This window comes from Novosphingobium malaysiense (assembly GCF_000802225.1).
In the GTDB taxonomy this organism is placed as follows: Bacteria; Pseudomonadota; Alphaproteobacteria; order Sphingomonadales; family Sphingomonadaceae; genus Novosphingobium; species Novosphingobium malaysiense.
In genome coordinates this window covers 240,223-263,859 of the sequence record NZ_JTDI01000003.1, presented here as the reverse complement: position 1 = coordinate 263,859, position 23,637 = coordinate 240,223, and the positions used below count along the sequence as shown (strand labels likewise).

Annotated in this window: 26 protein-coding genes and 1 tRNA gene; 8 read left to right on the top strand and 19 right to left on the bottom strand. The window is 62.9% G+C overall.

The genetic code is table 11. The features are described 5' to 3' along the window. Positions 1-83: 83 nt before the first annotated feature. The 5 genes from LK12_RS09205 to LK12_RS09185 all read left to right on the top strand — a co-directional run bounded on the left by LK12_RS09205 (position 84) and on the right by LK12_RS09185 (position 4,943). Complete coding sequence (locus LK12_RS09205) at positions 84-1,151, top strand: hypothetical protein (RefSeq protein WP_039282507.1); 1,068 nt, start codon at positions 84-86, stop codon at positions 1,149-1,151. A 156-nt stretch (positions 1,152-1,307) separates the two neighbouring features. Further along, on the top strand, positions 1,308-2,138 hold the full coding sequence (gene dapF, locus LK12_RS09200) for a diaminopimelate epimerase (protein WP_039285042.1): 831 nt from the start codon (positions 1,308-1,310) through the stop codon (positions 2,136-2,138). Further along, positions 2,135-3,313, top strand: coding sequence for a MiaB/RimO family radical SAM methylthiotransferase (locus tag LK12_RS09195; RefSeq protein WP_039282503.1), 1,179 nt, complete (start codon positions 2,135-2,137; stop codon positions 3,311-3,313). The genes dapF and LK12_RS09195 overlap by 4 nt, the downstream gene beginning before the upstream one ends. Further along, positions 3,310-4,278, top strand: coding sequence for a signal recognition particle-docking protein FtsY (ftsY, locus tag LK12_RS09190; RefSeq protein WP_039282499.1), 969 nt, complete (start codon positions 3,310-3,312; stop codon positions 4,276-4,278). The genes LK12_RS09195 and ftsY overlap by 4 nt, the downstream gene beginning before the upstream one ends. 11 nt (positions 4,279-4,289) lie before the next feature. Next, positions 4,290-4,943 (top strand): inner membrane-spanning protein YciB, encoded by a 654-nt coding sequence (locus tag LK12_RS09185; RefSeq protein WP_039285040.1) that lies wholly within the window; start codon positions 4,290-4,292, stop codon positions 4,941-4,943. Here LK12_RS09185 and LK12_RS09180 read toward each other — a convergent pair. Together LK12_RS09180 and LK12_RS09175 are read right to left on the bottom strand one after the other, a co-directional pair. Beyond that, on the bottom strand, positions 4,940-5,161 hold the full coding sequence (locus LK12_RS09180) for a YrhK family protein (RefSeq protein WP_039282496.1): 222 nt from the start codon (positions 5,159-5,161) through the stop codon (positions 4,940-4,942). The genes LK12_RS09185 and LK12_RS09180 overlap by 4 nt on opposite strands. Positions 5,162-5,264: 103 nt before the next feature. Continuing rightward, a complete protein-coding gene (locus LK12_RS09175) occupies positions 5,265-6,221 on the bottom strand; it encodes a TIGR03557 family F420-dependent LLM class oxidoreductase (protein WP_039282494.1) in 957 nt (318 codons plus the stop codon). A gap of 99 nt (positions 6,222-6,320) precedes the next feature. On the opposite strand from LK12_RS09175, the gene LK12_RS09170 reads away from it, so the two are divergent. Then, positions 6,321-6,716: a nuclear transport factor 2 family protein gene (locus LK12_RS09170; protein WP_039282491.1), complete on the top strand. Its 396-nt coding sequence runs from the start codon at positions 6,321-6,323 to the stop codon at positions 6,714-6,716. Here the strand turns inward: LK12_RS09170 and LK12_RS09165 are convergent. The 9 genes from LK12_RS09165 to LK12_RS09130 form a co-directional block, all read right to left on the bottom strand. Further along, entirely contained in the window at positions 6,713-8,680 is a 1,968-nt protein-coding gene (locus tag LK12_RS09165) for a potassium transporter Kup (RefSeq protein WP_039282487.1), read from the bottom strand. The genes LK12_RS09170 and LK12_RS09165 overlap by 4 nt on opposite strands. Positions 8,681-8,795: 115 nt before the next feature. Then, complete coding sequence (locus tag LK12_RS09160; RefSeq protein WP_039282484.1) at positions 8,796-9,458, bottom strand: tetratricopeptide repeat protein; 663 nt, start codon at positions 9,456-9,458, stop codon at positions 8,796-8,798. Beyond that, a complete protein-coding gene (locus tag LK12_RS09155; RefSeq protein ID WP_039282481.1) occupies positions 9,455-9,889 on the bottom strand; it encodes a cytochrome c-type biogenesis protein in 435 nt (144 codons plus the stop codon). The genes LK12_RS09160 and LK12_RS09155 overlap by 4 nt, the downstream gene beginning before the upstream one ends. Beyond that, on the bottom strand, positions 9,886-10,440 hold the full coding sequence (locus LK12_RS09150; protein ID WP_039282476.1) for a DsbE family thiol:disulfide interchange protein: 555 nt from the start codon (positions 10,438-10,440) through the stop codon (positions 9,886-9,888). The genes LK12_RS09155 and LK12_RS09150 overlap by 4 nt, the downstream gene beginning before the upstream one ends. Beyond that, a complete protein-coding gene (locus tag LK12_RS09145; protein ID WP_039282473.1) occupies positions 10,437-12,401 on the bottom strand; it encodes a heme lyase CcmF/NrfE family subunit in 1,965 nt (654 codons plus the stop codon). Before LK12_RS09145 ends, LK12_RS09150 begins: the two co-directional genes overlap by 4 nt. Beyond that, complete coding sequence (ccmE, locus tag LK12_RS09140) at positions 12,398-12,850, bottom strand: cytochrome c maturation protein CcmE (RefSeq protein WP_039282470.1); 453 nt, start codon at positions 12,848-12,850, stop codon at positions 12,398-12,400. Before ccmE ends, LK12_RS09145 begins: the two co-directional genes overlap by 4 nt. A gap of 2 nt (positions 12,851-12,852) precedes the next feature. Continuing rightward, on the bottom strand, positions 12,853-12,993 hold the full coding sequence (locus LK12_RS24920) for a hypothetical protein (protein WP_197063505.1): 141 nt from the start codon (positions 12,991-12,993) through the stop codon (positions 12,853-12,855). Then, positions 12,993-13,724, bottom strand: coding sequence for a heme ABC transporter permease CcmC (gene ccmC, locus LK12_RS09135; protein ID WP_039282468.1), 732 nt, complete (start codon positions 13,722-13,724; stop codon positions 12,993-12,995). The genes LK12_RS24920 and ccmC overlap by 1 nt, the downstream gene beginning before the upstream one ends. A 107-nt stretch (positions 13,725-13,831) precedes the next feature. Continuing rightward, positions 13,832-13,908, bottom strand: a tRNA-His gene (locus LK12_RS09130). A gap of 178 nt (positions 13,909-14,086) precedes the next feature. Between LK12_RS09130 and LK12_RS09125 the strand changes: the two genes are divergently transcribed. Beyond that, positions 14,087-14,719, top strand: coding sequence for a prolyl hydroxylase family protein (locus LK12_RS09125; RefSeq protein ID WP_039285038.1), 633 nt, complete (start codon positions 14,087-14,089; stop codon positions 14,717-14,719). Positions 14,720-14,752: 33 nt separating this feature from the next. On the opposite strand, the gene LK12_RS09120 is transcribed toward LK12_RS09125, so the two are convergent. Further along, positions 14,753-15,301 (bottom strand): superoxide dismutase family protein, encoded by a 549-nt coding sequence (locus tag LK12_RS09120; protein ID WP_039282465.1) that lies wholly within the window; start codon positions 15,299-15,301, stop codon positions 14,753-14,755. A 265-nt stretch (positions 15,302-15,566) separates the two neighbouring features. Between LK12_RS09120 and LK12_RS24915 the strand changes: the two genes are divergently transcribed. After that, positions 15,567-15,914: a PilZ domain-containing protein gene (locus LK12_RS24915; RefSeq protein ID WP_039282460.1), complete on the top strand. Its 348-nt coding sequence runs from the start codon at positions 15,567-15,569 to the stop codon at positions 15,912-15,914. A gap of 58 nt (positions 15,915-15,972) precedes the next feature. Here the strand turns inward: LK12_RS24915 and rpmE are convergent, their stop codons facing one another. The 7 genes from rpmE to LK12_RS09080 all read right to left on the bottom strand — a co-directional run bounded on the left by rpmE (position 15,973) and on the right by LK12_RS09080 (position 23,628). Next, complete coding sequence (gene rpmE, locus LK12_RS09110) at positions 15,973-16,200, bottom strand: 50S ribosomal protein L31 (protein ID WP_039282456.1); 228 nt, start codon at positions 16,198-16,200, stop codon at positions 15,973-15,975. Between the two features lie 124 nt (positions 16,201-16,324). Then, on the bottom strand, positions 16,325-16,777 hold the full coding sequence (gene fabZ, locus LK12_RS09105) for a 3-hydroxyacyl-ACP dehydratase FabZ (protein ID WP_039282452.1): 453 nt from the start codon (positions 16,775-16,777) through the stop codon (positions 16,325-16,327). A gap of 19 nt (positions 16,778-16,796) precedes the next feature. Further along, positions 16,797-17,489 (bottom strand): OmpH family outer membrane protein, encoded by a 693-nt coding sequence (locus tag LK12_RS09100; RefSeq protein ID WP_231568302.1) that lies wholly within the window; start codon positions 17,487-17,489, stop codon positions 16,797-16,799. A gap of 8 nt (positions 17,490-17,497) precedes the next feature. Next, a complete protein-coding gene (bamA, locus tag LK12_RS09095) occupies positions 17,498-20,167 on the bottom strand; it encodes an outer membrane protein assembly factor BamA (RefSeq protein WP_039282446.1) in 2,670 nt (889 codons plus the stop codon). A gap of 158 nt (positions 20,168-20,325) precedes the next feature. After that, a complete protein-coding gene (rseP, locus tag LK12_RS09090) occupies positions 20,326-21,711 on the bottom strand; it encodes an RIP metalloprotease RseP (protein ID WP_039282442.1) in 1,386 nt (461 codons plus the stop codon). A 1-nt stretch (position 21,712) separates the two neighbouring features. After that, a complete protein-coding gene (locus LK12_RS09085) occupies positions 21,713-22,873 on the bottom strand; it encodes a 1-deoxy-D-xylulose-5-phosphate reductoisomerase (protein WP_197063504.1) in 1,161 nt (386 codons plus the stop codon). Continuing rightward, on the bottom strand, positions 22,870-23,628 hold the full coding sequence (locus LK12_RS09080; RefSeq protein WP_039282437.1) for a phosphatidate cytidylyltransferase: 759 nt from the start codon (positions 23,626-23,628) through the stop codon (positions 22,870-22,872). Before LK12_RS09080 ends, LK12_RS09085 begins: the two co-directional genes overlap by 4 nt. Positions 23,629-23,637 lie beyond the last annotated feature (9 nt).

Here is a 23,637-nt window from a genome sequence, read left to right as displayed (position 1 = left end):
TTTGCTGACAAGGCCTGGGGCAGAGCCCCCTTTCCCACAGAAATTTCAGGAACAAGTGCCCTCTTTCAAGCCTTGACCAAGGCATGAGACAACTTGCTCTCCTGGTGGCAGTCGCGGCCCTGGCAGCTTGTTCGCAAGAGGCCACACCGACGGACACCGAAACCGGGTCTGCGTCCACCGCACCCGAAACGGATCCGTCCGGCAACGATGACGATACGGCGCTCAGCCGCCCAGCCGACGAATGGCGCCAGTACCGCAACGAGCGGTTCGCCTTCGCCATCGGGATACCTCCGGGATTTGCTGCACAGCCGGCCCCGCAGAACGGGGACGGACGCGTCTTCACTCGAGAAAGGGCGACGATGCGGATCTCGGGCCGCCACAACATGGGCGCGACATTTTCAGAGCAGATCGCGAAAGCCACCCGGGGCCTGACCCTGGAAACGCAGGAACGCACTTCGCCGCAAACTTGGCAAGCGATGTCGAAAGGCGATGACGGCCGGCGCACCTTCGTCGAACTGGCAAGGGCCAGCGGCCGCGTGGTGACCGTCCGGTTCGACTATCCCGAAAACGATGCCGAACTGGAACGACAGGCAGGGCATGCGCTCGACGGCCTCTTGATGGTGGAACGGGCCGGGCCGCTTACCTACGAATTCAAGCCGGACCGTTTTGCCCTGACGGAGGCGACGATCTCCCTTCCTGGCAAACACTCCCGCGCTATCGAGGCAAGGAAACTGATCCCCTGGGCGCGCGCGGCAAAGCTTGGCGACAAGGCCTGCCGATACGGCCAATCCGGACGAACGCAGACCTGCAACGCAGACAAGGAAGCCGGGCTGGCGTTTGCCGTACTCGATCGCACGATTTCCTCGCTTCGCGACACGGTTCCGCAAGCGTTGATCGAACCCTCCAGCCTTGCCGGAAAGGATGGGTTCAGGGTTGTCGAGCAGGCCGAGGGAGCCGGCACATCCTACGCCTTCGTACCCGCGGGCGATCGGACCGTGGCAGTCGTCAAGAGCTGGCGCAGCGGAAGCGACAAGACGGGATTCGAAGGGGTGCTGCGCAACTTGTCGATCGCGCAGGAACTGCCCTCGGTGGACGGGGATGGCAAAACGGCCATGTCCGGAAGCTTTCAGTATCGAGCCGCGCCGACGTAACGCTCCCACGAAGGTAACGCCCTTTATGTCGCCTTGGCCGGAAATGCGATGTCGGTCGCCGCCGCCGAACCCCAAGGCGTGAAGTTCCTTGCCGCCACCTGGCAATGTCCAGCATTCCTCTGGACCTTGGAGCCGGCAGCACCTAGATCGCGCGCCATGCGGATCGACTTCACCAAGATGCATGGACTCGGCAACGACTTCGTCGTGCTGGACGCGCGCGTCCAATCCCTGCCTCCGATCGACGCCGCATTTGCCACGGCACTGGCCGACCGGCACACCGGCATCGGTTGCGACCAGTTGATCGTGATCGAGCCGTCCGAGAGCGGCGATTTTCGCATGCGTATCTTCAACGCCGACGGCAGCGAAGTGGAAGCTTGCGGCAATGCGACCCGGGCCGTCGGCCTGCTGCACGGCGACTCGGCAAGAATCGAGACGCTTGGCGGCTTGATCTCTGCCACACCTGGAGAAAGCGGGATTGCCGTCGAAATGGGCAAGCCCCGGTTCGATTGGGACGCCATTCCCCTGGCCTATGCCATGGACACCCGCACGATGCCGCTCGCCTGGGAAGACCTCGCCAATCCGGTAGCCGTCAACGTCGGCAATCCGCATGTAATCTTCTTCGTGGCGGATCCCTACGCCGTCGACATGGCGCGCCTCGGTCCGTTGATCGAAACGGATTCGGTGTTCCCCGAGCGCGTGAACGTCAATGTCGCCGCCGTCACTGCGCGCGACGCCATCAGCTTGCGCGTCTGGGAGCGCGGCGCCGGGCTGACACGCGCCTGCGGCACCGGCGCCTGCGCCACCGCGGTCGGGGCGATGACCCGCGGGCTGGTCGACCGCAAGGTGACCGTCACCCTTCCCGGAGGGCCGCTCCAGATAGAGTGGCGCGAGGACGGCGAGATCGTCATGACCGGCCCCGCCACCGAGAGCTTTCGCGGCAGCTTCGATCCTGCAGACTACGGCCTCACCGCCGGGAGCGCGGATTGACCGTCGAAGTTCACTCGCTCGGCTGCCGCCTCAACCTGTCCGAAAGCGAGGCGATGCGCGCCATGCTGGGCACCGCCGAAGACCTCGTGGTCGTCAATTCCTGCGCCGTCACCAGCGAGGCCGTGCGCCAGACCCGTCAGGCCATCCGCCGCGCCCGCCGGGCGCGACCCGATGCGCGGCTGATCGTCACCGGTTGCGCGGCCGAGGTAGAGCGCGAAATGCTGGGATCGATGCCAGAAGTCGATGGTCTCGTGGCGAACACTGCCAAGCTCGATCCGCGTGCATGGAACGTTCCCACGACTCCGGCTCCGTGCGAAAAGCGCGGCTACACGCGCGGTTTCGTGCAGGTGCAGAACGGCTGCGATCATTCCTGCACCTTCTGCGTGATCCCGCAGGGCCGCGGCCCCAGCCGATCGCATTCGGTTGCGGATGTGCTGCAGGATGTCGCTGTCCACCTCGATACCGGGGTGAACGAGATTGTGCTGACGGGCGTCGATCTTACATCCTGGGGCGTCGACTTGCCCGGCAGCCCGCGCCTGGGCGCGCTGTGCGAAGCGATCCTCGCGAAGTTTCCCGCCCTGCCCCGGCTGCGCCTGTCCTCGATCGACGGAGCCGAAGTGGACGATGCGCTGTTCGGCCTTCTCGCCGATGAGGCGCGGATGATGCCACATGTGCATCTTTCCCTGCAGCACGGGCATGACCTGATCCTCAAACGCATGAAGCGCCGTCACAGCCGCAACGATGCGCTCTCGCTGGTGGAGCGGCTGCGCGCACGGCGCCCGGAGATCGCCATCGGAGCTGACCTCATCGCCGGGTTCCCTACCGAGGACGAGGAAGCCCACGCGGCCAACCTCTCGATTATCGAGCAGGCCCGGGTCGTCCATGGCCATGTGTTTCCCTTCTCGCCACGCCCCGGCACGCCTGCCGCCCGCATGCCGCAAGTCGATCCCGCCTTGGTGAAGGCGCGGGCCGCGGAATTGCGGGCAAAGGTGGCACAGGTGCGCGCGGACTGGCTTGCCGCGCAAACCGGCAAACCGCTATGGGTGCTCGCCGAGAAAGGCGGAACCGGCCATGCGGAGACATTCGCCCCCGTGCGCCTCCCCGCCGGCACGCAGCCCGGCGCACTGATCCGCGTTACGCCTGCAAGGGTAGTCGAAGGAATATTGGAAGCATGAGTACCGAGGGCCCCACGCCCGAGAACGAGGCTGCCGAGCCCGGAGATGGCGGCGAATGGTCCGACCGCCTTTTCGGCGGCTTTCGCAAGACGTCCGAGCGGCTGACCGGTAACCTCGCCGGCATCGTCGGCAAAGCGCGCCTCGACGATGCCCAACTCGACGACATCGAAGACGCCCTCATCATGTCCGACCTCGGCCCGCGCGCTGCGGCCCGCATCCGCGAGCGCCTTGCCGAAGAGCGTTTCGAGCGTGACGCCGATGAGCGCGCGATCATGGAAGTGGTCGCACGCGAAATAGCCGAGATCCTGCGACCGGTCGCCAAGCCGCTCGACGTGGTCGCCTTCCCGCGCCCGCAAGTCATTCTGGTGATCGGCGTCAACGGATCGGGCAAGACGACCACGATCGCCAAGCTCGCCCACCTGTTTCAGGAACAGGACTATGCAGTGATGTTGGCTGCCGGCGATACCTTCCGCGCCGCAGCCATCGGCCAACTCGCGGTCTGGGCCGAGCGACTGGGCGTTCCCATCGTCAAGGGCCCCGAAGGTGGCGATCCGGCTTCCGTGGTGTTCGATGCCGTGAAGGCGGCGACCGATCAGGGCATCGACGCGCTGATTGTCGACACCGCCGGCCGCCTGCAGAACAAGCGCGAACTGATGGACGAACTGGCCAAGATCCGCCGCGTCCTCGGCCGTCTCAATCCCGAGGCACCGCACGACGTGGTGCTGGTTCTCGATGCCACCAATGGCCAGAATGCCCTCTCGCAAATCGAGATCTTCAAGGAAGTGGCGGGGGTTTCCGGCCTGATCATGACCAAGCTCGACGGCACCGCCCGCGGCGGTGTGCTGGTCGCGGCGGCCGAGCAATACGGCCTGCCCATTCATGCCATCGGCGTCGGGGAGAAGATCGACGACCTGCGCCCCTTCAACCCGGACCTTCTGGCCCGCGTCATCGCCGGAATTGCCTAATGAGCGAGAGCATGACCCAACAAGCAGACCAGCCCGAGAAGCCCAAGAGTTCTTGGGTCAACCTCGTCGTCGATTTCGGCCCGCTGCTCGTCTTCTTCCTGGCCTACAAGTACTATTCGCCGCCGGGCGACAGCAGTTCGCTGGCGACAGTGGCTGCGGTGATCAAGGGCACGATCGCCTTCATGATCGCGACGGTCGTGGCGCTCGGCATCTCCAAGTGGCGCCTCGGCCACGTATCGCCCATGCTGTGGCTGACGACGGTGCTGATCCTCGGTTTCGGCACGCTGACGGTCATCTTCCACAACGATTTCTGGATCCGCATCAAGCCCACTGCCGTCTATCTGATGTTCTCAAGCGTGCTGTTCTTCGGGCTTTGGCGCGGCAAGGCGATGCTCAAATACCTCCTCCAGTCCGCATTCGAAGGGCTGAACGAAGAGGGCTGGATGAAGCTATCGCGCAACTGGGCGTGGTTTTTCCTCTTCCTGGCCGCATTAAACACCGTTCTGGTCTACACGGTCAGTTTCGAAGCATGGCTGCAGGCCAAGCTCTGGGGCTTCACCGTCCTGTCCTTCGTCTTCACCTTCTCGCAGCTCCCCATGGTTTTGAAGCACGGGATGGGCGAGGAGGCCAAGGAAGAGCTGATCGAAAACCCGCCGCATGACTAGGAATTGGGCTGGAGCACCTGTTTGAGCAGCTCGCCCAGCGAACCGAACAGCATCAGGGCCGAACCGACAATGAACATCCACACGGCCAATGTCTTCCACGGCTCGAATGCCGGGAGAAACAGGATGCTCCCGAGGAAGAAGAGCGTGTTGCCGGATAGTCCAACCGCCAGGTGAATCCAGCGGAAGTCGTTGACCAGCGTGCGGATGGGATGAGGCATGACGAACGTCTCCTTTCACCACATCAAGCGCACAGGCACGTGAAATGATCCACGCAAGCCTCTGCTTTTATGATCAAATTCTGGGCCGTGTCGCTCCGCACGCTCAACGGAGCCTGGGAAATAACTCAGTCTCGCAAAAGCGGATGAAGCCCGCCTGATCGTCGCCCGGCCCTACCAGAACGACGTGATCGAACCCGGCATCGATCCACTTGCGTATTGCGGCCAGATGCACCTCCGGATCGGGGCCCGCCGGAATGCTGTCGGCAAGGTCCTCAGGGCGGACGTACTTCGTAGCCGCTTCGAAGCCCTGCACGTCGCGCAGTTCGCTGTTCACGGCCCATTCGAAGGCGCTGAACCGGAACCGCTCATGGGCGATCCGGCGGCCTTCCTCTTCCGTGGGGGCCCAGGCGAGCGCGGCTTCGCCATAGGCCGGCCCCGACCTGCCTGACTTTTCGGAAAACTGGGTGATCAGGTCGGCATCAGGCGCGGTTGCCATGATGCCATCGGCCTTCTCGGCGGCCAGCCCCACAGACTTCAGCCCGCTCACGCCCACGGTCACCGTGATCGGTTCCTGCGGAGCATCGTAAAGCTGGGCATGATCGAGGTCGAAAAACTGGCCTTCGAAGCTGTGCAACCGGCCGTCCCACAACAGCCGCATCATATCGATGGCTTCTGCCAGCATCTCGTGACGAACCGGCGTGGAGGGCCAAGCGGCCCCGGTGACATGCTCGTTGAGCCGTTCCCCCGCTCCGAGCGAGAGGCTGAAGCGGTTGTCGCTCATGATCGCGATTGTCGCTGCTGCCTGCGCGACCAGGGCCGGATGGTAGCGAATGATCGGACAGGTCAGGCCGGTGGTAATGTCGATGCGGCTCGTGGCATGGGCGATGGCGCCCAGCACACTCCAGGCGAAGGGAGAATGGCCCTGCGATTCAAGCCACGGGTGAAAGTGATCGGAGATCGAGACGAAATCGAACCCGGCCTTTTCGGCAGCCAATGTGTTTTCCACCAGCGCCTTGGGTCCGTGCTCCTCGGTCATCAGCTTGTATCCGAACAATGCCATGTTTTGCTCCAATCTCGCGTCTGTCCTTAGCAATGCCCAAGTGACACGATGGTTCACGGCACGGCCCCATTTGAAGGGACGCTACGGGAGGCAGCAGCGATGAACGACGTCGTCGCGCAGATGGAAGACTGGCTTGCGCACATGCCGCAAGGCGATTTCGAGGGCTATTCGGGAGGCGTAGCGGAAGACTTCGTCTTGCGCTTGCCATTTATGCCACCGGGTCTGCCGAATGCGTTTGCAGGCCGAGAAGCCGCCCAGGCCGCCTTGCAGGCTTCAGCACAAGGCCGCGAGCCGCTTGTCTTCTCGGACAAGGTGATCCTGCGCACCGAGGATCCCGAATTGCTCGTGGTCACGGCCAATGCTCAAACCACGATGGCCAACGGCAAGCCCTATCGGAACAGCTACGTGATCTTCGTGCGCATCCGGGACGGCGTGATCGTGGAACACACCGAATACCTCAACCCGCTGGCGGTCATGGAGGCCGCCGGAGACTAGATCTCCAGCTGGCTGCCCAGTTCCACCACGCGGTTGGTCGGCAGGCGGAAGAATTCCATAGCGCTGGCCGCATTGCGCATCATCCACGCGAACAGCTTTTCGCGCCAGATCGCCATGCCCGGCTTCTCGGAGGCCAGCAGCGTCTGGCGCGAGAGGAAGAAGCTGGTCTTCATCATCTCGAACGGCGCCCCGCACATCGGGGCATGGGCCAGCGCATGCGGCACGTCGGTCTCTTCCATGAAGCCATAGCGCAGCGTCATGCGATAGAAGCCCTGCCCCAGATCGATCACCTCGTAATGCTCCGATGGCTCGACATAGGGCACATCGCGGATCTCTACTGTCAGCACCACGACCCGCTCGTGCAGTACCTTGTTGTGCTTGATGTTGTGGAGCAGCGCGGATGGAACACCGACGTTGCTGGACGCCATGAAGATCGCGGTACCCGGAACGCGCGCGGCGCTGCCATGGGCGCTCTTGGCGAAGACGTTCAGAGGCAGGGCCGCCTCGGTCATGCGGTCACGCATGAGCTTGCGGCCCTTGTTCCAGGTCGTCAGCAGGGTGAAGGCGACGCCGCCGATCATCAGCGGGAACCAGCCGCCGTCGGCGATCTTGGTGGCGTTGGCAGCGAAGTAGGCGCCATCGACGAAGAAGAACATCAGGATGACCGGGATCGCCAGCCACAGCTTCCAGCGCCACAGCACGATCAGCAGGACAGCCATCAAACAAGTATCAATCAGCATCGCGCCGGTCACCGCGATACCGTAGGCCGACGCCAGGTTCGATGAGTTCTGGAACACGAAGACCAGCGTGATCACGCCCGTCATCAGCGCCCAGTTCACGAAGGGGATGTATATCTGCCCGACTTCGTGTTCGCTGGTGTGACGGGTCGAGAGCCGCGGGATGAAGCCGAGCTGCATCGCCTGGTGCGTGATCGAGAACGCACCCGAGATGACGGCCTGGCTGGCGATGAATGTCGCGCACGTCGCAAGGATCACCAGAGGAAGGCGCAGGTAATCGGGCGCGAGGTTGAAGAACGGGTTCTCCATGGCCTCCGCCGCGGCGGCATCGTCGAGACCCAGGATCATGGCGGCCTGGCCGAAGTAGTTGATCAGTAGGCACGGCATCACGAAACCGAACCAGGAAAGCCGCATCGGTCCGCGGCCGAAATGCCCCATGTCGGAATAGAGCGCCTCGGCGCCCGTAACCGCCAGCACGACCGAACCGAGGGCCAGGAAGCCGAGCATCTTGTCGGTCAGGAAGAACTGCACCGCGTACCAGGGGTTCAGCGCCACGAGCACGCCCGGCATCTGTACCAGATGATAGATGCCGAGCACGGCAAGGGTGCCGAAGTATATGACCATCACCGGCGCAAAGAGGGCACCGACCTTGGCCGTTCCGCTTTTCTGCAGGACGAAGAGACCGATCAGCAGGATCAGCGCGATCGGTAGGACGAACGGCGCCAGATTCGACTGGACCACTGTCAGGCCCTCCACGGCGGACAGCACAGAAACCGCCGGCGTAATCATGGAATCGCCGTAGAAAAGCGATGTCGCGAAGACACCGAGCAGGACTACAACCCCGTTAAATCGCTGCTTCTTGATGGCGCCGGAAATCAGCGCGACAAGGGCGAGGCTGCCGCCCTGCCCCTTGTTGTCCGCGCGCATCAACACACCGACATACTGGATCGAGACGACCATCGTCATCGACCAGAAAATCAGGCTGACGACGCCGAGAATGTGCAACTGGTCGATTGCCAGCGGGTGGGGACCGACAAACGTTTCGCGGAATGCGTAGATCGGGCTGGTACCGATGTCGCCGAAAACGACGCCGACAGCACCGAAGGCAAGCTTGGCGACATTTCCCGAGCCATGCCCGCCATGCCCGCCATAGGCCTGTGTCGCCGAGGCCGTGGCCGGATCGATAAACGTCGGGCCGTCAGCCGTATCCGATGTTGCATCACTCATTCGAGCGCCCCGTCATGGATTCGCAGGCCCATTTCGCATCTGCGGCAAGGTTGTGGCCGTTAGCAGCATGCGCAGGACCAAGCAATGTTGCTAAATTTGTGTTTTAAGCGCCGGTTCAAGGTTGGGACGCAGGCGAATCGGGGGTAGCGCCCACCTGATTCGACAGCACCGCGTCCAGCCTCTGCAGTTGCTGCGCCAGCGGCGCTCGCCAGGCTGCGTCCTTGGGTGCACGCTCCAGGAGATCCGCCCAGAGCGACCGGGCCTCACCCACCTTGCCGTTCTGCAGAAGCGCCAGACCGAAGAAAAACGGCGGCCCGGGGCTGTTGGGATCGGAATTGGCTGCCCGACGATAGGCATAGATCGCCGCCGGCGTGAGCACCCCTTCCGAATGGGCCACCAGCGCGTTGGCCATGGCCAACCAGGCTTCGGAATTGTTCGGGTCCTTCTCGGTCGCCCCGCGCAGAACCTGTGCGGCATCGGCATAGCGGCCGTTCCGCGCCAGACCATCGGCGATGACCACCCACTGATTGTTCGGCGGGATGCCCTTGTTGGTAACTTTCAGGCGCGCCTCTACGAGCGATCCGGAATCGCCAGACACCGGCTCGGCAGCGGCTTTCGGTGCGCCGGGCATGGCCGGCGAGCCCTGGGTGACATAGCCCGCAATGCCGAGCAGCAGCGCTGCAGCGACCGCCTCGAGCGTGCCACGTGGTGCCTTGAAGACGAAAGCGATCAGCCCGAAAGCGATCACGGCGAGGACAATGACGAAAACCCAGGTCATGCGTCCGCTCCGCCATCCTGTTTTGCGCCGAACCTGCGCCGCAGCAGGGCAAAGGCCAGCAGCACCAGCACCAGGGGGACGGCGAAAAGCGGCCAGGTCAGGCTGGTGATCCTGGGCGCATAGCTCACGTAGTCACCATAGCGTTCAATGAGCCATGACCGGATCGCTTCCGGATCCTCGCCCGCCGCGATGCGTTCGCGCACGAGCGAGCGCATGGACCCGGCAATCGGCGCGTCGGAATCGGCGATGGACTGTCCCTGGCACTGGAGGCAGCGCAAGCTTTCCATCAGCGCCTGCGCCCTTTCCTCCTCCGCAGGATTGTCGAGCTGACGATAGGCGTAAGGAGCGGTCGACTGTTCTTCCTGCGCGAGCGCAGGCAATGCCGTCCCCAGTCCGATAGCCAGAAGCAGGGAGAGCAACGAGCGCGTCACCGCGACGCTTCCTTCAGCCTGTCGAGCAACAGGCCAAGATGCTCAGGCCTGATCTCGCCGATGTGCTGATAGACGATCTTGCCCTTGCCATCGATCACGTAGGTTTCCGGTACGCCGGACGACCCGAGTGAGAGCTGGACCTTGCCGTCGTCGTCCGCGCCGATCCGCTGGTAGGGATCGCCGTTTTCGTCAAGGAAGGCCTGCAGGTTTTCGGTGCTGTCGCGCACCGAAATTCCCTCGATGGGGACACCGGCCTCGGCTAGCGCGGCCAGCTGCGGAGCCTCCACCCGGCACGGCACGCACCAGCTTGCGAAGATGTTGACGAGATGCGGCGTACCGTTGGTGAGCACCTTGCTGTTCAGTCCCGGACGCCCCGGCAGGGCCGGTGGCAGATCGAACGCCGGCATCGGCTTTCCGACCAGGGCGCTGGCGACATTCCTGTCGGCAGGGCGCAAGAGGCCGATCAACACGAGTGCAATGAAGCCGAGGAACAAGGCCAGCGGCAGCCAGATCACCCAGCGCCGAGGCTTGTGGGCGGGCAGATCGCTCATGGCCTCAGTCCTAGCTGGGCTTTGCGCTCATGACGATAGGCGATCTTGTCCTTCGCTATGAGACGGCGCACGTCGCTGGCCACGCGGCCAATCAGCGCCAGCAGGCCGCCAAAGGCGATCAACAATCCGCCGATCCAGATAAGCGGCACGAAAGGCTTCCACCACAAGCGCAACTGCCAGCGCCCATCTTCGGCTTCTCCTCCGAGAACGGCATACAACTGCCCATTCCATCGCGTCAGCAAGGCGGATTCGCTGGTCTGCTGCGGCGGAGCCCAGAAGCTGCGCGATTGGGGCAACATGCGCGTCACCTTGCCGTCCGGGCCGTAGCGCACCAGCAGCCGGGCCTCGAGTGCCGTCCAGTTGGGCCCCGCGACCGGCTCGATCGTGTCGAGCTTCACGCCCCACGGCCCCACTTCGGTGACATCGCCGACCCTGACCGCCACCAGCTTTTCGACATTGAAAGCGCTCTCGCAACTCATGCCGAACAGAGCCACGGCAATGCCGAAGTGGGCGAATACCATGCCCCATACCGGCAGCGGCGTGCGCCGCAGGTTGCGGTCACGCAGCGGAAGGACACTGGCCCAGGCCAGGCCGACCGCAAGAGCAAGGCCAAGGAACGGCAGCAAGGGGACACCGCCGATCGCGACGAGTGCAATTCCGGCTGCCACCACCAGCATCACCGGGATAATCAGGGCCTTGCCGACGCGCGCGAGTTTGTCGCGTCGCCAGCGCAACAGCGGCCCGACCGCCAGCACGATCAGCATCGGAATGGCGAAAAGCGCGCTCATGGGATTGAAATAAGGCGGCCCCACCGAAACCTTGGCGCCCATGGCCTCCGCAAGAAGCGGATAGAGCGTGCCGAACAGCACGATGCCCAGGATGGCCGAGAGCATCACGTTGTTGAACACGAGTGCACCCTCGCGGCTGACGAGCGCAAAGCGTTCGCCTTCTGTCACCGTCGACGCCCGCAGTGCGAACAGCGTCAGCGCGCCGCCGATGTTGATCGCCAGCAGACCGAGAATGAACGTGCCGCGCTCTGGATCGACTGCAAAGGCATGGACGCTGGTAAGGATCCCGGAGCGAACCAGAAACGTACCGATCATCGACATCGAGAACGCCACTACGCCCAGCATGACCGTCCAGGCCCGCAAGGCGTTGCGCGACGCCAGCACGCTGGCGGAATGGAGCAGTGCCGTTGCAGCGAGCCAGGGCATCAGCGAGGCATTCTCGACCGGGTCCCAGAACCACCAGCCGCCCCAGCCGAGTTCGTAATACGCCCAGTAGGACCCGGCAGTGATGCCGATGGTCAGGAAAATCCAAGCGCCCAGGACCCAGGGCCGCATGGCTCGCGCGAAGGCGGGGCCGACCTCGCGCGTGACCAAGGCGCCGATGGCAAAGCTGAAAGCGATCGAGAGGCCGACATACCCGAGGTATAGCGTGGGCGGGTGGAACGCGAGGCCCAGATCCTGGAGCAGCGGGTTGAGACCGTTGCCCTCAGCCGGCACCGGCGAGAGGCGCTCGAACGGGTTGGAAGAAATGAGCAGGAAGGCATAGAAACCGAGCGATACGAAGGCCTGCCCCGCCAACGTCGCCAGCATGGTCGGTTCAGGCAGCCGCCTTTCGACCAGCGCCACGAATGCACCGGCCATGCCCATCACCGTGACCCACAGCAGCATGGAGCCTTCGTGATTGCCCCACGCGCCGGCAATCTTGAAGACCAGCGGCTTCATCGAATGCGAATTGAGCGCCACCAACTTCACGGAAAGATCGGTGACCGCGAAGACATAGATCAGACAGCAGAAAGCAACAAGCGCCAGCACCCCCTGCACTACGGCCACGGGGCGCACGACACCGCCCAGCACAGAGCCGCGCTCGGTCAGCCCAAGTACTCCCGAAACGAGCTGTAGCGCCGCCAGGGCAGCAGCCAGCCACAGGGCGGCAAGGCCAAGTTCGGCGATCATTTGGTTTCCGCCACCACTTTCCTGGCCTGCGCGTCCGTCATGTTCTGCATTTCGCGCGGCACGTAGTTCTCGTCATGCTTGGCCAGGAGATTGTCGGCCACGAAAGTGCCGTTTGTCGCCATCTTTCCTTCGGCAACAACGCCCGAGCCTTCCACGAAGAGCGACGGAACGATACCTTTGAAGACCACCGGGACGCGCGCATTGCCGTCCTCGACCGCGAAGGCGATTGTCACGCCGTCCGGCTCTGTCCTGAGCGAGCCCTTTTCGACCATTCCACCAAGGCGCACTGCGCGGTCGGGCGACGGCGGATCGGCAACGATTTCGCTGGGCACATAGAAGTAGCTCGCCTGATTGCGCAGGGCCCAGGCGGCAAGGAGTGCGGCACCGATTAGCACGACGAGTGCAATCGCGAGCAGAACCAGACGCTGGTGCTTTGCCTTGATAGCCATGCTCAGCGTTTCCTCGCCTCGTCACGGCGCTTTTCAGCGCGTTTCATGGCCATCAGCGACCACGTAACCATCGCGGCTGTCGCGCCGACCCCTATCGCATAGGAAGCCACGACGAACGTCCAGGGATCCAATGCCTCGCGCATTACAGGTCTCCCTCTGCCAGGGCCTTGCGGCGAAGCCGGGCCTCGGCCTGCTGATTGGCAAGAATGGCCCGCATGCGCGCCAATACGACCCCCGCGAAAATCAGCGTAAAACCTAGCATGGCGAAGAGCAGCGGCCACAGGAATGCGGCGGACATGGCGGACTTGCCCATGGTGATACTGGGCGGCTGGTGCAAGCTGTTCCACCATGTCACCGAATAGTGGATGATGGGGATGTTCACCGCCCCCACGAGGCCGAAGATGGCCGGCGCGCGGCTCTGGCCGCCGTCCGAAGCCTCACTCGCCTGCGAAAGGGCCATCCACCCGAAGTAGAGGAACAACAGCACCAGCATGCTGGTAAGCCTGCCGTCCCAGACCCACCAGGTTCCCCAGGCGGGGCGGCCCCAGAGCGAGCCGGTGATCAGGCAAACGGCCGTAAAAACGGCACCGGGAACAGCGCAGGCCCGCGCAGCGATTCCCGCGAGCGGATGGCGCCATACCAGTTCGGTAAAGCTGGCAACGGCTATGCCCATCCACCCCGCCATGCCGAGCCAGGCGGCCGGCACATGCAGGTAGACGATTCGCACGGTTTCCCCCTGCAGTCGCTCCGCAGGCGCCGCGAACAGCCCCCAGCCCAGCGCGGCTAATGCCACGACGATGCCCGTCCCCATGCAGAGCGGCATGAGCCATCGTGCGATGCGCAGAAATCGGGCAGGATTGGCAAAGCCGTGCATGACAGGCGCGCTTCTAAAGTCAGATACGAAAGGAGCAAGGGTCTGAACGGCAATGTCTGCCGCTTCTCACCCGCGAATTGGGGCCGGATGCCGTGATGGGAAGAAAATGGGGCGATCGATGGGGTTCGAACCCACGACCTCCGGTACCACAAACCGGCGCTCTAACCAACTGAGCTACGATCGCCACACCATGCGCGCCTTCCTTGGAGGCGCGTCCTGTCTTGCAAGGGCCGTTGGGTGCAACAACCGATGCGCGGGAGGGCGCATTTGCACATGGCGGCCGCTCTTGCAAAGCAAAAAATCGGATCGAGGCCGAACTCGCGCAATTTTCTCGCTCGCGGACCGTCGCTATGGATGGCGGCATGACAGGTCCAGGCGAATCATCGGCGGCACGACTGCTTTCCCAAGCAGGCGTTTTGCGCTTCCCTTCATCACGTCTGGACCTGTTCATCATGCGCGACTTTCTCGGTGCCGAAGAATGCGACGATCTCGTGACCATCATAGAATCCCAGCACCGCCCCTCCACCTTGGCCGACAGCAACGGCGACGATGCCTTCCGCACCAGTTCGACCTGCGACCTGTCTCCCCAGCATCCGGCGGTGGCCGCGCTCGCTGAAAAGCTGTCGCGGTTCTCGGGCATCGACCCAGCCCACGCCGAACCGCTTCAGGGGCAGCGCTATGAGGTAGGTCAGCAGTTCAAGGCCCATACCGACTATTTCGAACCGCAAAGCGCGGATTATGAAACCTATTGCTCCGTGTCAGGACAGCGCACCTGGACATTCATGGTCTACCTCAACAACGTGAACGCGGGCGGCGCCACGCGCTTTCGTGCCATCGACAAGACGATTCAACCCGAACGCGGCAAGCTGATCGCATGGAACAACCGCAAGCCGGACGGATCGCTGAACGCCGCGACACTGCATCACGCCATGAAAGTGCGCGCGGGACGCAAGTACGTCATCACCCAATGGTATCGTGAACGCCCCTGGGGTTGAGGCAGATCATGCGTCCCGTGGCCAGCCGCGTGCCTATTCGCCGGGGCTGATCACGGCGCAAGCTATCCGGCTACCTGCCGCGCCCGAAGGCTGGCTCATGTAGTCGTCTGCGCCTTCGTGAATCACCAACGCCGAACCATCCGCGTCGAGCAGTGACTTCGGACCCGGTGTCAGGGTGACCCCGGTGTTGAAGACCTGTTCCTTGAGGACGCCGTCCGGCCCGACGTACTGGTTCGGCATGTCGCCTGCGTGCGGCCCGCCTTCGACCATCAGGCCGTGCTTGTGGTCTCCGCCGGCGAAATGGCCGCCGGAAGTCTTGAAGCCTTCAGCGGGGTTGCAGATGCCCTTTTCGTGGAAATGAAAACCGTGTTCGCCTTCCGGCAGGCCCTTGATGTCGGTGGACACCAGCACACCCGTGGGCAACTGCTGCAAGGTAATCATGCCCAGCGATTGGCCGTCCTGTCCGATCACGTTGGCGTGAACCGTCTTGCCTGCCGCAGGCGCCGCATGATCTTCCGCAAGCCCGGCCGATGCGGTCAGGGCCAAAGCACAAGCGGCGGCGATAGGAACTGTTCGGATCATTACGCTTCTCCTTTTCGGAGCCTCGGCGGCCCATGCGATGCTTGACGTCGCGGTCGGTCGATTTCCGCAGGTAGGGCGTGCGTTGGCCCAGCCCCCTTCGGCTCTCGGTTCGATGGCTTCAGAACCTAATCCTGTGCAGCGGAAAGGCAAATCCGATGGCGAAAAACATGGTTACCGTATCGGCAAGGCTGTCTCGTGGGCGTCGATTAACCTCTATTGGTCGACAATACGCGTCACTCCACGCACGCCAGAGACGGGGAAAGCCGTGAACGCACCTATCGGAAGACTCTACGCCAGCAATCAGGACGCTCTGGACGACCGCCGCCGCGAAGAGCGCCATGTCACCCGTTTCGAAGCCACGCTTGAGACGTCACGGGGCGGCCGGCACGCAGTGCTACTCGCCGACGTATCGCTACACGGGTGCTGCGTTCAGACTGACAGCGATGATCTGCGTCAGGGAGCGTTCGTGTCCGTGGGCATGGGCGAGGATTCGATGCTGCCGGCAATCGTTCGCTGGGTTCGGGGCAGAGCCGCGGGAATGGAATTCCTGCGTGCCGTTCCCCCGGACCGCACCGAATGGTACGAACTGATGAACTTCGGCCTGGAAGCCTGAACGAAAAAAGGCGGTCCCTTCGGACCGCCTTTTTCTTGTTGGGCGATGACCCGGGCGCTCACTTCTTCTTGAGCGAGAGTCCACCGAAACGCTTGTTGAACTGCGCCACGCGGCCACCTTCGTTGACGCGCTGGGTACCGCCCGTCCAGGCCGGGTGCGAGGTCGGATCAACTTCCAGAACCAGCGTGTCACCTTCGCTGCCCCAGGTCGAGCGGGTCTGGAAGGTACTGCCGTCGGTCATCTGGACCGTGATCATGTGATAATCGGGATGCGTGTCGGCCTTCATTGTCGTGTCTCTCTGCATATGGCCGGTTCCAACCGGCCTGCCTTGGAAAGCGGCGCGCATAGCGCCGGGCGGGCGGAAATGCAAGGGTCTGCGGACTTTCGCACCGGGAGCCGGTCCGCGGAGATCAGCTATCCGCGATCATCGCGGTGAAATTGACCTCGCAGGTCACCTTGTCGCCGATCGAAGCCTTGCCCCAGAACTTGCACACTCGCGAGCGCTTCTGGACGAAGCCGGCCCGGAGATCGAGCAAGTGACCGGGCGTGACCGGGTTGCGGAACTTGGCCTCTTCGATCGCCATGAAATAGACCAGCTTGCCGGTCCCGGCGAGTCCGAGGCTCTCGATCGCGAGGATACCCGCAGCCTGTGCCAGCGCCTCGATCTGGAGAACGCCGGGCATGATCGGCCGACCCGGAAAATGGCCCTGGAAGAAGTCCTCGTTGAAGCTGACGGCCTTGACCGCGTGGATCTCCTCTTCGCTGAGAGAAGCCACCCGGTCGACCAGCAGCATCGGATAGCGGTGCGGAAGCGCCGCCAGGATCTTCGCGGTGTCGTATTCCAGTTCGGTGTTGTCGCTCATGCCCGGTACTCGCGCCCTATCAGCGGCCGGTCGGCTGCGTGCTGGTGCTCTGCTGCGCACCCTCGGCGGCAGCCTGCTGGGCCCGCGCTTCGCGAACCTGGCGCGGTTCCCAGCCCGACGGCGGGACCAGCTGCGCGGACGGAATGGCCGTATTCAGCTCGTTCAGGATGTCCTGATTGAGATTATAGGCGGCACCGTTGAAAGCAATGACCGAATCGGGAGACAGGACCATCGAGACATTGCGCTTCTTCATCGCAGCCTTGAGGGCGTCGTTGAGCTTGTCCTCGATCTGCTCCTGAACATAGGCCTGCGACATGGCGACCGGCTGCAGAATCTGCTGGAGCTCGGCCTTGCCCTTTTCCTGAAGCTGCTGGATTGCAGCGGCCTGCTGCTGCAGCGATGCCTGATTGGGATTGGCGGCCTGGCGGTCGGCATTGAACTTGTCGACCATCGGCTTGATCTGAGCAGTGAGCTGGTCATTGCGCGCCTTGGCCTGGTCGTACTGCGCCTTGTAGGTCGTTTCGCGCTGCTGTTCGGCCGTCTTGTAGGCATTGGAATTGGCCACCACGGCATCCAGGTTGGCAACGGCCAGCCCCGGAATGATGGTTCCGCCATCGGACGGTGCGGCCGGAGCGGACTTCGCGGCCAGGGCCGGCTGCGCTGCAACGGTAGCGAGCGCCATGGCCGAGCCCAGCGCGACGGTTTTGATCATTTTTTTCATTAGAATTGCGTTCCCACGTTGAATGTGAAGGTCTTGGTATCGTCGCCGTCCTGCTTGAGCAGGACCTTGGAAATATCGATACGGAAGGGGCCGAATGGCGAGTTCCAATTCACGCCGAAGCCAACCGCGACACGCGGCTTCCAGGTATCGCCGACGAAACGCTCGGTGAAGTACTGAGTGGATCCAACGGCCTGATTGTCGAGGCCATTGGTCTGGGCATCGACGGTCGTAGTTGTCGTGTCGTATGTTCCGTCAGCATTGGCCGGATAATACAACTGGTTGCCGTCGCTATCGCGGGTACCGATGAAGCACCCGGTGGCGCAATCGGTAAGATCGGGCTGCTTGATGCTCCAGACAGCACCGGTATCCACGAATATGGAGGGGCGCAAACCCATTTCACGAGCGCCCGAGCCCAATGGAATCTCAAGCTCGGCGCGGCCCATGTAGTAATATTTGCCGCCCAAAGCATCGTCGGACTTGTTGTTTTCAACGGTGTAATCGCCGTTTTCATCCTGGCTCAGGTACTGGCGGATCACACGCGGACCGACACCGCGAATGCCGAAACCGCGGATCTGCGGTTCACCAAGATAGAAACGGTCGGTCAGACGAACGTTGTCGCCACCCCACCCTTTGATCGCGCCGCCTTCGCCGGAAAGCGAGAAGATGAAACCGCCGCCCAGGGGCCAGTACTTCGCAGCATTGGCGCGCAGGCGGGCATACTTCACATCACCGCCCAGACCGGCCACGTCGACGTTGATGGAGGCGGTTTCGCCGCGGGAGGGGCGCACACGGTTGTCGAGCGTGTCATAGACGAGCGACAGGCCCAAAATGGAGCTCAAACGCTTGCCGAGAGCGTCGCACAGATACCGGCCCGCGCGCAGCGGATCGCAGGTGTAGTTTCCGTCTTCGTCGATCGAATAGAACTGGTTCTGACTCAGCGACACGTCATCGTAATTCAGCGTGTAGCGGCCGATCGCCGTGATGTACTCGGTCAAAGGCACACCGGCACGAACCTGGAAGCCCGTCGTCGCCTGCTTGTAGGTCGTGTTGCGGTTGGAGTTGTAATAGTTGAAGCTGTTGTAATCGCGGCGGTAGATGTCGACGCCGAGCGAAACGTTCTTGTCGAATACGTAGGGTTCGACGAAGCTAGCCTGCACGCTCTTGGAATAGCGCGAATAGCTGCCCGACAGACCGACAGTCTGGCCGCGGCCGCGGAAGTTGCGCTGCCGCACCGATGCCTGGAAAATGAAGCTTTCGAGGCTTGAGAAGCCAGCCGAAAGCTGGAGTTCGCCGGTCGGCTTTTCCTCGACATTGGCTTCCAGGATAATGCGGTCTTCGCCGCTGCCCGGCTTCTGCTCGATTTCGAACTTCTCCTGGAAGTAACCGAGCGACTTGATGCGGTTGGTCGACCGCTTGACCTGCAGCGAGTTGAAGGCATCGCCCTCGGCAAGGCGGAACTCGCGGCGGACCACCTTGTCCTGCGTGAGCGTGTTGCCGTTGATATCGATCCGTTCGACGTAGACGCGCGGAGCCTCCTGGATCACGAACGTGATCCCCATGGTGAGGTCGTCCTTGTTGCGATCATACTCCGGACGCACGTCTGCAAAGGCGTAACCGAAAGCGCCGGCTGTCTCGTTCAGGCTGTCGATCGTATCCTCGACGAGCTTGGCATTGTACCAGTCGCCCTCGTGCATCGGCAGGTTCTTGGCGAGCTTCTCGCCATCGAAATCGCGAAGCTGGCTTTCCACCTTCACGTCGCCGAACTTGTACCGCTTGCCCTCTTCCACCACGTACGTGATGATGAAATCCTTCTTGTCGGGCGTCAGTTCGGCAACGGCGGAAACGACCCGGAAATCGGCATAACCTTGCGTCAGGTAGAACTGACGCAGTTTCTGCTGGTCGAAGGCCATGCGATCGGGATCGTAGCTGGTGCTCGAGCTGAAGATGCGGAAGAAGCGCGCTTCCTTGGTGACCATCTCGCCGCGCAGCTTGCCGTCTGAGAAATGCTCGTTGCCGATGATGTTGATCTGGCGGACCTTGGACTTGGGCCCTTCCGTGATCTCGAAGACGATGTCGACGCGGTTCTGGTCGAGCATGACCATCTTGGGCTCGACCGTCGCCGCATAGCGCCCCTGGCGCTTGTACAGCTCGATGATACGGGCCACGTCGGCACGGATCTTGGACCGCGTGAAGATCTGACGCGGCGCAACCTTGATCTCGGGCAGGATCTTGTCGTCCTTGATCCGCTTGTTGCCCTCCAGGATGATGCGGTTCACCACCGGGTTTTCCTGCACGGCAATAACGACGTTTCCGTCGTTGTTGGTGATCTGGACGTCCTTGAACAGCTCGGTGGAATACAAATCCTTGAGCGCCTGGTCGGCGGCCGCCTTCGAATAGGGCTGGCCGATACGCAGGTTGATATAGGAAATCACCGTCTGCGGCTCGAGCCGCTCGGAGCCCGTGACCTGAATCGACTTGATCGTCTGCTGAGGGGCCGGCGCAAGAGTCTGTCCGGCTTCGCCGGCGGGAGCGGACTCAGGGTTCTGCCCCGCCTCCTGGGCAAAAGCGACTTCGGGAATTCCCGCCAGGATCGTGGTCCCAAGAAGCACTGCCGCAAGCTGCGACGCACACCGGGCATCCGTGCTGCGAACCATTTCCCATCCCATCATTCTACGCAATTTCCCGTTTTCGCTTTCGCGATGAACCAAACCGGCCGGGCAAGCCAAACGTTCGCCCGGAAGGCAATCGCAGCCATCTGCCCGATGGAAAGGCTGCGATCAAGCAGCCAAACCCGGCGAGATTGTGATCGTTGGATAAAACCTCCAGGCTATCCCCCGAAAATCGGCAGAGACACCAGATCGTTGACCGTTACGAACAGCATGAGCGCGAGAACCAAAGCCACGCCAGTGCGGATCGCCCACTCCTGACTGCGCACATCCAGCGGCTTGCGACGGACCATTTCGGCCGCGTAGAAAGCCAGGTGCCCGCCGTCGAGGCCAGGGATTGGCAGGAGGTTGATGAATGCCAAGTTAATCGAGATCAGGGCCACGAAACCGACGAAAGACTCCCAGCCCAAACTGAACTGCTCACCCGAATACTTAGCGATCTTGATCGGACCGCCCAGCTCTCTCACCGAGCGGTCGCCCGTGAAAATCTGGCGGATGCCGGTAACCATCGTTCCCATGATCGTGAAGCTGCGCGAAACCCCCAGCTGAACGGCTTCGGCGGGGCCGACCGGTACGACATCGCCATAGCCCGCACGGATGCCGAGTTGACCGATCTTCTCCTGACGCCCGTCGGGTCCGGTTGCCTCCACCGAACCGATGGTGACGGGGAAAACGCGGGCCTCACCTTCGCGAAGCGCCGTGATCGTCACGCGCTTGCCCGGGAACGGCTGAATCAATTCGGGAATGTCGCCAAAGCTGCGAACGTCCGCGCCATCTATGGCAACGATCCGATCGCCCGGCAGCATTCCGGCCTGCTCAGCCGGCGAATCTCCGAAAAAACCGCCGATCACGGGAGTGGCAAATTCAACGCCGATAACACCGATCGTGCCCGTGTTGCCGAATTCGTCGCTGACCTGCTCACTGGCGATCGTGACCGGCAAAACCAGCTTGCGGCCATCGCGCTCGACAGTCACGGGAAGCGTCTTGCCGGCGTAATAGGCGACATGCTTGGGAATTTCCGTCGCACTGTCGATGGCGTCGCCATCGACGGCGACGATGCGGTCGCCGATCTCCATGCCAGCAGCCTGCGCCGGCGAATTCTCGGAGAAGTCCGCGACTGTGGGATTGGCCACGACCCGTCCGTTAAAGAAGGCGAACGCCGCGAGAATGGCCACGCAAAGCAGAAAGTTCGTCGCAGGCCCGGCGAATACGATCAATGTGCGCTGCCACAAGGGCTTTACGTGAAAGGTATGCGCCCTCTGCTCGGGCGTAAGGCCGTCATCCGCCGCCGAAGGCGCGCTGGTGGGATTCATGTCGCCGGCAAACTGGACATAACCGCCCAGCGGAAGTGCCGAAAGCTTCCAGCGCGTGCCGCGCTTGTCGGTCCAACCGGCGATTTCCTTGCCGAAGCCCACCGAAAAGGCATCGGCCTTCACACCGAACAGGCGGCCGACAAGATAGTGCCCCAGCTCGTGGATCAGGACCAGCGGCCCCAACACCAGAAGGAATGCGAATATCGTCGTCAGCAGGTTGGGCGATCCGGTCAAGTCAGGCAGCCTCCATCAGTTGCCGCGCCCGCTCACGCGCCTCGCCGTCGACGGCAAGGACGTCGGACAGGCATGCGGGTGCAACGGGCATATAGGCATTGAGCACGTCTTCCACTTGTGCCGCAATCCGGGTGAACGAAATCTGACCGGCGAGAAATGCCGCAACGGCCACTTCGTTCGCGGCGTTGAGCACGGCAGGAATGGCACCGCCGGCCTGCGCCGCTTCCCGCGCCAGCCGCGTGGCCGGGAAGCGATCCTCGTCCGGCGTGCGGAAAGTCAATTCGCCGATGGCGGCCAGGTCGAGCGGCGCGCACGGCGTGTCCATTCGCTCGGGATAGGCGAGTGCCGAAGCGATCGGGACGCGCATGTCCGAAGGCCCAAGCTGCGCCAGCGTCGAGCCGTCGCGATACTCGACCATCGAATGGACGATGGATTGCGGGTGAACGATGATGCGCAAACGGTCGAGGCCGACCGGAAACAGGTGATGCGCCTCGATCAGTTCCAGCCCCTTGTTGAACATGGTGGCCGAATCGACGCTGATCTTGGCCCCCATGTCCCAGTTGGGATGCTTGATCGCCTGCGCCGGGGTCGCGGCGCTGAGCTGCTCCCAGGACCAGTCGCGAAAAGGCCCGCCGCTCGCTGTCAGCGTGATCCAGCGCACATGGGCCGTATTGTTGCCCTGCAGGCACTGGAAGATCGCGTTGTGCTCCGAATCGACAGGCAGCAACGTTGCGCCATGCCTGGCAACGGCGGCCGTCATGACCTCCCCGGCCGAAACGAGAGCTTCCTTGTTGGCGAGCGCGATGACGCCACCCTGCTCTATCGCCGCCATGGTCGGGGCGAGACCGGCGCATCCGACAATGGCGGCAACCGTCACGTCGGCTCCGCGCGCCGCCGCTTCCACCAGGGCGGCAGGGCCGCCGGCAGTCGCAATTCCCGTACCGGCCAGGGCCTCGCGCAATTCCGGAAGTCGGGCCTCATCCGCGACGACGGCAATCTCAGCGGAAAACTCCAGGGCCAGACGGGCAAGTTCGGTGGCATTGGAATGCGCCGTCAGTGCCACCAGCCGCCAGGCTTCCGGTTCACGGCGAACGAGATCCAGCGTGGATGCACCGACCGAGCCCGTCGCGCCCAGAACGGAAAGGCTACGCAGGCCCGTCATCGCGGTTGAAACAGCAGCATGAGGGCAAGAACGAAAAGGACTGCAAGCAGCCCGTCGACCCGATCGAAGACACCGCCGTGTCCGGGTATCAGATTGCCCGAATCCTTCACGCCCGCGCGACGCTTCATCCAGCTTTCGAAGAAGTCACCGGCCTGGGCACAAATAGCGAGCAGGATTCCCGTCATCAGGCACGTGGCAAAAAGCGGTATCGTCCCGGCCTCCAGATACCAGCAGGGCTGCATGCCGAAGCACGACGGCCCATCGGCGACGAAGCCGGCCTTGGTCAACCAGATGGCGCCCTTCTGCCAGAGCATTGCTGCAGCAAAGAGCGCGAGTGTCGCTCCCATGGCGCCCCCTGCGAGCCCCGACCAGGTTTTCGAAGGACTGATGGCGGGCGCAATCTTGGGGCCGCCAAATGTCCGCCCGGTGAAGTAGGCCCCAACATCGACTGCAACGACACTGGCGAGCACCGTCAGCAGGGGAGCCAGGGTGAACGAGGGATGGCGAAGAAAGAGCAGCATTGCCGCCCCCATACCTACGTAAAGCATTCCCGCGAAATTCCAGATACCCCGTTCGGCCGGGCTTTGCGTGCCAGCTCTTGCCAGCTTGACCCATTCCCACAGGACGGCAACCGCGACGGCGCACACGAAAGCGATCCATACGGCGCCCCCGAGCAGCAAGGCAGCACCGGCAACCGCCACCATGACCGCGGCCGAAACCACGCGAACGCCGAGATCGGACTTCCCTTCAGTCATGGCACCCTC